Origin of the sequence: Xanthomonas sp. SHU 308 (assembly GCF_000364645.1) — a bacterium.
Classification (GTDB): domain Bacteria; phylum Pseudomonadota; class Gammaproteobacteria; order Xanthomonadales; family Xanthomonadaceae; genus Xanthomonas_A; species Xanthomonas_A sontii.
This window is the reverse complement of sequence record NZ_AQOK01000279.1, coordinates 1-8153: the sequence shown is the minus strand read 5'-3', so window position 1 is coordinate 8153 and position 8153 is coordinate 1. Positions and strand designations below refer to the sequence as shown.

Annotated in this window: 7 protein-coding genes; 3 read left to right on the top strand and 4 right to left on the bottom strand. The window is 69.4% G+C overall.

What is annotated here, in order from left to right:
- The first annotated feature begins 75 nt into the window (after positions 1 to 75).
- Positions 76 to 1356 (top strand): MFS transporter, encoded by a 1281-nt coding sequence (locus tag D588_RS0110215; protein ID WP_026143566.1) that lies wholly within the window; start codon positions 76 to 78, stop codon positions 1354 to 1356.
- On the opposite strand, the gene D588_RS24435 is transcribed toward D588_RS0110215, so the two are convergent.
- The 3 genes from D588_RS24435 to D588_RS0110200 form a co-directional block, all read right to left on the bottom strand.
- Positions 1337 to 2665, bottom strand: a complete 1329-nt coding sequence (locus D588_RS24435) for a diguanylate cyclase (protein WP_017915905.1) — start codon at positions 2663 to 2665, stop codon at positions 1337 to 1339. The genes D588_RS0110215 and D588_RS24435 overlap by 20 nt on opposite strands.
- Positions 2666 to 2753: 88 nt before the next feature.
- The gene (locus tag D588_RS0110205; protein ID WP_051067859.1) at positions 2754 to 4061 is read right to left on the bottom strand and encodes an FAD-binding oxidoreductase; all 1308 of its coding nucleotides are present in this window, start codon (positions 4059 to 4061) and stop codon (positions 2754 to 2756) included.
- A gap of 105 nt (positions 4062 to 4166) precedes the next feature.
- On the bottom strand, positions 4167 to 5546 hold the full coding sequence (locus D588_RS0110200; protein WP_017915903.1) for a glutamine synthetase family protein: 1380 nt from the start codon (positions 5544 to 5546) through the stop codon (positions 4167 to 4169).
- Positions 5547 to 5814: 268 nt separating this feature from the next.
- On the opposite strand from D588_RS0110200, the gene D588_RS0110195 reads away from it, so the two are divergent.
- Together D588_RS0110195 and D588_RS0110190 are read left to right on the top strand one after the other, a co-directional pair.
- Positions 5815 to 6570 (top strand): gamma-glutamyl-gamma-aminobutyrate hydrolase family protein, encoded by a 756-nt coding sequence (locus D588_RS0110195; protein WP_017908480.1) that lies wholly within the window; start codon positions 5815 to 5817, stop codon positions 6568 to 6570.
- A gap of 5 nt (positions 6571 to 6575) precedes the next feature.
- Positions 6576 to 7958: a glutamine synthetase family protein gene (locus D588_RS0110190; RefSeq protein ID WP_017908479.1), complete on the top strand. Its 1383-nt coding sequence runs from the start codon at positions 6576 to 6578 to the stop codon at positions 7956 to 7958.
- Here the strand turns inward: D588_RS0110190 and D588_RS28505 are convergent.
- Positions 7918 to 8153: hypothetical protein (locus tag D588_RS28505; protein WP_232764272.1), on the bottom strand; the 236-nt coding region annotated here is incomplete at its 5' end. The genes D588_RS0110190 and D588_RS28505 overlap by 41 nt on opposite strands.

Genomic DNA, 8153 nt, shown 5'->3' with positions numbered 1-8153 from the left:
TGGCGGCGTGGCGGCGGGAGACAAGCCGTGACCGGGCTGCCATGATCTGACGGCTTTCCCGTCGATGTCGCCTCCATGACCGTTGCCGCGTCTCCCGTTCCGCCCGTCAACTCGCCGCGTCGCGTGCTGCTGGCCAGCCTGGTCGGCACCACCATCGAGTTCTTCGACTTCTACATCTACGCCACCGCCGCGGTGCTGGTGTTCCCCAAGCTGTTCTTCCCCGAAGGCGATGCCGATGCGGCGCAGTTGCAGTCGCTGGCGACCTTCGCCGTGGCCTTCGTCGCGCGGCCGCTGGGATCGGCGCTGTTCGGCCATTTCGGCGACCGCATCGGCCGCAAGGCCACCCTGGTCGCGGCGCTGCTGACCATGGGCCTGTCCACCGTGCTGATCGGCCTGCTCCCCGGCTACGACCGGATCGGCCTGTGGGCGCCGGCGCTGCTGGTGCTGTGTCGCTTCGGCCAGGGCCTGGGCTTGGGGGGGGAGTGGGGCGGGGCGGTGCTGCTGGCCACCGAGAACGCGCCGCCGGGCAAGCGCGCCTGGTACGGCATGTTCCCGCAGCTGGGCGCGCCGCTGGGCTTCCTGCTGTGTTCGGGCATCTTCCTGCTGCTGGGCGCGCTGCTGGACGAGGCGCAGTTCCTGCGCTGGGGCTGGCGCATTCCGTTCGTCGCCAGCGCCCTGCTGGTGATCACCGGGCTGTGGGTGCGCCTGCGCATCCACGAGACCCCGGACTTCCAGCGCGCCCTGGACCGCAACGAGCGCGTGCGCCTGCCGATGCAGACGGTGCTGTCGCGGCACGTCGGCGCGACGGCGCTGGGCACGTTCGCGGTGCTGGCGACCTTCGTGCTGTTCTATCTGATGACGGTGTTCGCGCTGGGCTACGGCACCACCACGCTGCACTACAGCCGCGAGCAGTTCCTGCTGCTGCAGATGGTCGGCATCCTGTTCTTCGCCGCCGGCATCCCGTTGTCGGCCTGGTACGGCGACCGTCGCGGCACGCGCCCGGCGATGCTGGTGGCCAGCGTGGCCATCGTCGCGTTCGGGCTGTTCTTCGCGCCGCTGTTCCAGGCCGGGCAGCCCTGGCAGGTGCTGGGCTTCCTTGCGCTGGGGTTCTTCTTCATGGGCCTGACCTACGGCCCCTGCGGCACGCTGCTGGCCGAACTGTACCCGGTGCCGGTGCGCTACACCGGCGCCTCGCTGGCGTTCAACCTGGCCGGCATCGTCGGCGCGGCGCCGGCGCCGTACGTGGCGGTGTGGCTGGCCACGCACTACGGCCTGCCGTGGGTGGGCTACTACCTCAGCGCGGCGGCGCTGCTGACCTTGCTGGCCCTGCTGGCGATCAGGCGGCCGCGTCGCTGAGCGCCGGCTCCGCCGGCGGCGCGTGTTCGACCCGGTTGCGGCCGCCGGCCTTGGCCAGGTACAGGTACTTGTCGGCCTCGGTCAGCAGCGGATGCAGGGTCTGCCGCTGCGGACCGCTGCTGCTGACGCCAATGCTGATGGTGAGACGCAGGGTCTGCGTGCCCAGCGGAATCACGAGGTCGGCGATGCGCGCGCGCAGGGTTTCGAAGTAATCGGCGGCCGCGGCGGGGGCCAGGCCCGGCACCAACATGCAGAATTCCTCGCCGCCGAAGCGCGCCACCATGTCCTGCGGGCGCGCGTGCGCGGCTAGGGTCGCCGCCACCGCGCGCAGCGCTTCGTCGCCGGCCTCGTGGCCGAAGGTGTCGTTGATGTGCTTGAAGTGGTCGATGTCGAGCATCGCCACGCCGACCGGCTCCTGCCGCGCCAGCCACTTCGCCAGCACGCGCTGGCTCTGTTCGAGGAAGTGCCGGCGGTTGGGCAGGCTGGTGAGGAAGTCGCGTGTCGCCAGGTCCTGCAGGGTGCCGATCAGCTCCAGCTGATCCACGTTCTGCGAGACCCGGCAGAAGAACTCCTCGCGCGAGAAGGGCTTGCGCAGGAAGTCGTTGGCGCCGTTCTTGAGGAAGCGCGGGACCAGCGACGGGTCGTTGTTGCCGGACAGGCCGATCACCGCCAGCATGTCGCGCGCGCGCAATGCGCGCAGCCGGCGGGTGAATTCCACGCCTTCCATGCCCGGCATTTCCTGGTCCACCACCGCCAGGCGGATGGACGGATTGGCCTCGATCGCGCGCAGTCCGGCGGCACCGTCGGCGGCCTCGACCACGCGGTAGCCGTACATCGACAGCAGGGAGGCGGCGTAGGCGCGCGCCGACGGTGAGTCGTCCACCACCAGCGCGGTGATGGACCGGTTGCGCGCCAGTCGCTGCACCAGCCAGGCCAGGTAGTCGATGCTGTCCGGCGCGTTCTTCAGGACGAAGTCGATGATCTGCTGGGTCAGGATGCGCTTGCGCAGGCTCTCGTCGTAGACCCCGCTGACCACCACGGTGGGCAGCCCGCGCGCGACGAAGAAGTCCACGACGGTGTCGCGGTCGCCGTCGGCCAGCACCAGCCCGGTCAGCGCCAGGAACCAGGGGCCGCCGTCATCCAGGGCGGCGGCGGCCTCGGCCAGGGTGGAGACCACCACGACCGGCAGTTCGACCCGTTGCTCGATCGCCGCGCGCAGCAGGTCGGTGAAGGTGCGCGAGTTTTCCACCAGCAGGATGCGCTGCTGTGCGGGGCTGCCGTCGGGGGCGATCGACAACGGGTGCGACATGCATGCCTCGCGGGCGGCAATCCAGGAATGGAACCCGGTTAGCGGCCGTGCGCGCGCAAACTTGAGGGCGGCGCGGGTGCGTCGCTGGCTACCAGAGCGCGTCGCGCAGCTTGTACCAGGACATCGCCGCCACCAGCAGCGGCGTGCGCAGCAGGCGGCCGCCGGGGAAGGGCGCGTGCGGGATCCGCGCGAACACGTCCAGCCGCTGCGCCTGCCCGGCGATTGCCGCGGCGATGACCGCCCCGGCCAGGCCGGTGGCGGCCACCCCGTGGCCGGAGAAGCCCTGCGCGAAGTACACGTTCGGGGTCAGCCGGCCCCAATGCGGGGCGCGGTTGCGGGTGATGTCGACGTAGCCGCCCCACACCGAGTCCATCTCGACCTGGCGCAGTTGCGGGAACACCCGGCGCATGCGCCGCGTCATCACCCCGCGCAGGCCGGGCGGCGGCAGCGACGAATAGCTGGCGCGGCCGCCGAACAGCAGCCGGTGGTCGCGGCTGAGGCGGAAGTAGTCCAGCGCCCAGTTGACGTCGGCCACTGCCATGTCGTTGCCGATCAGCTCACGCGCCAGCGCCTCGCCCAGCGGCGCGCTGGCGCCGATGTAGGTGCCGACCGGCATGATCCGCGATTCCAGCTCCGGAGCGATGCCGCGCAGCCAGGCATTGCCGGCGAGGATGGCGAACTCGCCCTCGACCTCGCCGTGCGCGCTGCGCAGGATCGGCCGCGCACCGCGCACCAGTTGCGTGACCGGCGTCTGCTCGTAAATGCGCACCCCGGCCGCCAGCGCTGCCCGCGCCAGGCCACGCGCGTAGTCCAGCGGATGCAGGTGGCCGCTGGCCGCGTCGTACATCGCGCCCAGGTAGCGTGGGCTGCGCAACTGCGACTGCAACTGCGCGCGGTCCCACCATTGCAGCGGATAGTCGTAGCGCTGCGCCATCTCGATGATGCCGGCGCGCAGCGCGCGTTCCTGGCGCGGCTTGATCGCCACGTGCGCATGGCCGTCGCGCCAGTCGCAGGCGATGCCATGGCGGGCGATGCGGGTACGCAGCAACTGCATGCCGTCGCGGGAGAAGTCGAACAGCAGTCGCGCATCGTCCTGGCCGAGCAGGGCTTCCAGGGTGTGCTGCTCGCAGCCGTAGCCGACGATGGCCTGGCCGCCGTTGCGCCCGGACGCACCCCAGCCGACCCGCTGCGCCTCCAGCACCACCACCCGATACCCGGCCTCGGCCAGGGCCAGCGCCGCACTCAGCCCGGTATAGCCGGCGCCGAGGATGCACACGTCGGCGCGCACCTGGCCTCGTAATGGTTCCTGTTCCGGGAATGGTGCGGCGCTGTCGAGGTACCAGGACGCGCCGGGAGTGGGGACTCGGGAATGGGGAATGGGAGAAGCGCCGGTCATGGCGGCGAACCGTTGCGATGACCCAGGCACACCACGCGCCGGGCTGCAGGCGCATTCGCGGTGCCTGCTTTCGATTCCCGATTCACCATTCCCGTTTCCCAGCCTTCAAACTGTGCGCAAATACCAGCGATAGTCCACATCGCTGACCTGCGCCTGGAAGTCCAGCAGCTCGCGGCGTTTCTGCTGGCCGTAGATATGCCGGAAGCGCGTGCCGAACGCGGTGGCGGCGAAGTCGCTGTCCAAGAAGCGGGCGATCGCGCTGCGCCAGTCCGGTTCGCGTGCGGCGTGTTGCGCGTAGGCGTTGCCCTGGGTCGGCGGGCCGGGGTCTAGGCCCTGCGCCAGGCCGTGTTCGATGCCGGCCAGCACCGCCGCGACGACCAGGTAGGGATTGGCGTCGGCGCCGGCGATGCGGTGTTCGATGCGGGTGTTGGCCGGGTCGCTGTGCGGCACCCGCATCGCCACGGTGCGGTTGTTGAAGCCCCAGCTCTCGTTGAGCGGGACGAAGGCATTGGCGACGAAGCGCCGGTAGCTGTTGGCGTGCGGGGCGAACAGCAGCAGGCAGTCCTCGGCGCTGTGCTGCAATCCGCCGATGGCATGGCGCAGCGGCGCGGCCGGCGCCTGCGGGGTGCAAGCGAACACGTTGTGGCCGGCATCGTCGAGCAGGCTCACGTGCACGTGCAGACCGCTGCCGGATTGCGCGGCGAACGGCTTGGCCATGAAGCTGGCGAGCAGGCCCTGCTGCTGCGCGATCGCCTTGATCGCGCGCTTGAGCAGCACCGCATCGTCGCAGGCGGCCAGCGCATCGGCGCGGTGCTTGAGGTTGATCTCGAACTGGCCCGGCGCGTATTCGGCGACCGCGGTATCGGCCGGGATGCCCTGCGCGCGGCAGGCCTGCGCGACCGCATCGGTGAAGCCGCGCTGGTCGTCCAGTTCCTGCATGTAATAGACCTGGGTGCTGTCGTTGCGCAGTCCGCTGTGGGCGTGCAGCGGCGGCTGCGGGCGGCCGTGCGCGTCGGCGTGCGGATCGAACAGGTAGAACTCCAGCTCCACCGCGATCACCGGGGTCAGCCCGCGTGCCTGCAGGCGGGCCAGCACCTGCGCCAGTACCTGGCGCGGGGCGAAGTCGAGCGCGCCGCCGGCGCCGTCCTGCATCGCCAGCAGCAGTTGCGCCGACGGCACCGGCGCCCACGGCACCGGCCGCAGACTGCCCGGCACCGGGAAGCACAGCCGGTCCTCGTCGCCGATGTCGTAGCCCAGCCCGGTTTCCTCGACGGTATTGCCGGTGATGTCGGTGGCGATCAGCGACATCGGCAGGCACACCCCGTCGCGGTAGACCTTGTCCAACGCCTCGCGGGCGATGCGCTTGCCGCGCAGCAGGCCGTTGCAGTCCGGCAGCAGCAGGTCGATCTGCTCGCAGCCGGCGATACGCTGCAGGGTCTGGGCATCGTCCGGGGGCAGCAGCGGGGCGTCGTGCATGCGGGTCATCGCGGCGGACGGCGGGAGTGCTTGGAGCTTAGCAGAGCGCCATGGCGTCAAGAATACTCAACAGCGGCAGGAGGCGACGTGCCGACGCTCGCTCACGCGGCACGCTGGCCGTGTTGCGCTTTTGCGGCATGACGAAGGAGATTTTGCGGCATCGTGCGGGCCGGTCAGCGCCTCTGCAGGTGCGTTGTGCGCCGTGTCCCACTGCGTGTCGTGTTGTAAAAATAAAACGCTCGCGGTAACTTGCGAGGACGCCACACGAGTTCTTCGCATGGCCGTATCGCCCCTGGTCGGTGTGCCGACCGACCGCAAGCTCATCGGCCACCATCCGTTCCTGGCCGCGGGCGAAAAGTATCTGCGTGCCGCCGTCGATGGCGCCGGGGTGACCCCGGTGCTGCTGCCGTCGCTGCAGCCCCCGGTCGACGCCCGCGCCTGGCTGACGCGGCTCGACGGCCTGCTGCTGACCGGCGCGGTCAGCAATATCGAGCCGCACCATTACAGCGACGAGCCGAGCTGGCTCGGCAACCTGCATGACCCGGCGCGCGACGCCAACACGCTGGACCTGATTCCGCAGGCGATCTCGCTGGGCCTGCCGATCCTGGCGATCTGCCGCGGCTTCCAGGAAGTCAACGTCGCCCTCGGCGGCACCCTGCACCAGAAGGTGCACGCGCAGCCGGGGTTGTCCGATCATCGCGAGGATCCGCAGGCGCCGCTGGAGGCGCAGTACGCGCCGGCGCACGAGGTGGCGCTGAGCGAAGGCGGCTGGCTGGAGGAGATCGCCGGCCGCGGGCGGGTGCGGGTCAACTCGCTGCACGGCCAGGGCGTGGCCCGGCTCGGCGGCGACCTGATCGTCGAGGCGCTGGCGCCGGACGGGCTGATCGAGGCCTTCCGCGGCATCGGCCCCGGTTTCCTGCTCGGTGTGCAATGGCATCCGGAGTGGCGGGTCCTCGACGACCCGTTCTATCTCGGCATCTTCCAATCCTTCGGCGACGCCTGTCGCCACTATGCGGCCAGCCGCAGGCGCTGATTCCCATGGCCAGTCGACCCCGATCGCGCAAGCACACCCCGGAACAGCAGGAAAGCTCGTTGCGGCGCTGGCTCAAGGAGCGCCACATCACCGAGGTCGAGTGCCTGGTGCCGGACATCACCGGCAACGCGCGCGGCAAGATCATTCCCGCCGCCAAGTTCTCGCACGACTACGGCACGCGCCTGCCCGAGGGCATCTTCGCCACCACGGTCACCGGCGACTACCCGGACGACTACTACGACCTGACTTCGCCGTCGGATTCGGACATGCAGCTGCGCCCGGACCCGGACACGGTGCGCATGGTGCCGTGGGCCGCCGATCCCACCGCGCAGGTGATCCACGATTGCTATACCAAGGAAGGCCAGCCCCACGAACTGGCGCCGCGCAACGTGCTGCGCGGGGTGCTGGAGGCGTATGCGGCGATCGGCTGCAAGCCGGTGGTGGCGCCGGAGCTGGAGTTCTTCCTGGTGCAGAAGAACACCGACCCGGACTTTCCGTTGCTGCCGCCTGCCGGCCGCTCGGGTCGGCCGGAGACGGCACGGCAGTCGTACTCGATCGACGCGGTCAACGAGTTCGATCCGATCCTGGACCTGATGTACGACTATTGCGACGCGATGGAGCTGGACGTGGACACGCTGATCCACGAATCCGGCGCGGCGCAGCTGGAGGTCAACTTCACCCACGACGACGCGCTGTCGCGCGCCGACCAGGTGTTCCTGTTCAAGCGCACCATGCGCGAGGCGGCGCTGCGCCACGGGGTCTACGCCACCTTCCTGGCCAAGCCGATGGAGAACGAGCCGGGCAGTGCGATGCACATCCACCAGAGCCTGGTGGACAAGCACGGCAAGAACGTCTTCAGCGGCCGCCGCGCCGGCGAGTACAGCCGCACCTTCGCCCATTACCTGGCGGGCCTGCAGAAGTACGTGCCGATGGCGATGGCGTTCTTCGCGCCCAACGTCAATTCCTACCGCCGGCTGATGTTCGGCGAGGTGTCGCCGAGCAATGTGCTGTGGGGCTTCGACAACCGCACCTGCGGCCTGCGTGTGCCGATCGACACGATCGAGAACATGCGCGTGGAGAGTCGTTTCGCCGGTTCCGACGCCAATCCCTACCTGGCGATGGCGGCGACGCTGGCCTGCGGCTTGCTCGGAATCCGCGAGAAGCTCGAGCCGACCGAGCCGACCACCGGCAGCGGCAAGGAGATGGGCTATCAGTTGCCGCGCTCGCTGGGCGAGGCGCTGGACGAGTTGGAGCGTTGTGCGCCGTTGCAGGAGTTGCTGGGGCCGCGTTTCGTGCGGGCGTACATTTCGGTCAAGCGCAAGGAGTACGAGACGTTCTTCCGGGTGATCAGTTCTTGGGAGCGGGAGTTTTTGTTGTTGAACGTGTGAGTTCCTGGTTGCTGTCGTGGCTTGCGTGCGCATCGTTTGCGACGGAATTGCCTACGCTCTGCAGCAGATTCGATCCTGCCGTTGCTTTTGCTTTTGCTGTTGCTTCGGTTGTTGCTTTTGACTTACCGGGTTCCCTTCCGCAGCGGCGGCCATCGCGGGGAAAAACCCGAAGGGCGGCGTACATGGATGTACGCC

What these genes read in the sequence shown, in the direction of transcription:
- D588_RS0110190 (WP_017908479.1), top strand. Translation starts at nt 6,576, where the DNA reads ATGGCCAGTCGACCCCGATCGCGCAAGCACACCCCGGAACAGCAGGAA.
- D588_RS0110215 (WP_026143566.1), top strand. Translation starts at nt 76, where the DNA reads ATGACCGTTGCCGCGTCTCCCGTTCCGCCCGTCAACTCGCCGCGTCGC.
- D588_RS0110205 (WP_051067859.1), bottom strand. Translation starts at nt 4,061, where the DNA reads ATGACCGGCGCTTCTCCCATTCCCCATTCCCGAGTCCCCACTCCCGGC.
- D588_RS0110195 (WP_017908480.1), top strand. Translation starts at nt 5,815, where the DNA reads ATGGCCGTATCGCCCCTGGTCGGTGTGCCGACCGACCGCAAGCTCATC.
- D588_RS0110200 (WP_017915903.1), bottom strand. Translation starts at nt 5,546, where the DNA reads ATGACCCGCATGCACGACGCCCCGCTGCTGCCCCCGGACGATGCCCAG.
- D588_RS24435 (WP_017915905.1), bottom strand. Translation starts at nt 2,665, where the DNA reads ATGTCGCACCCGTTGTCGATCGCCCCCGACGGCAGCCCCGCACAGCAG.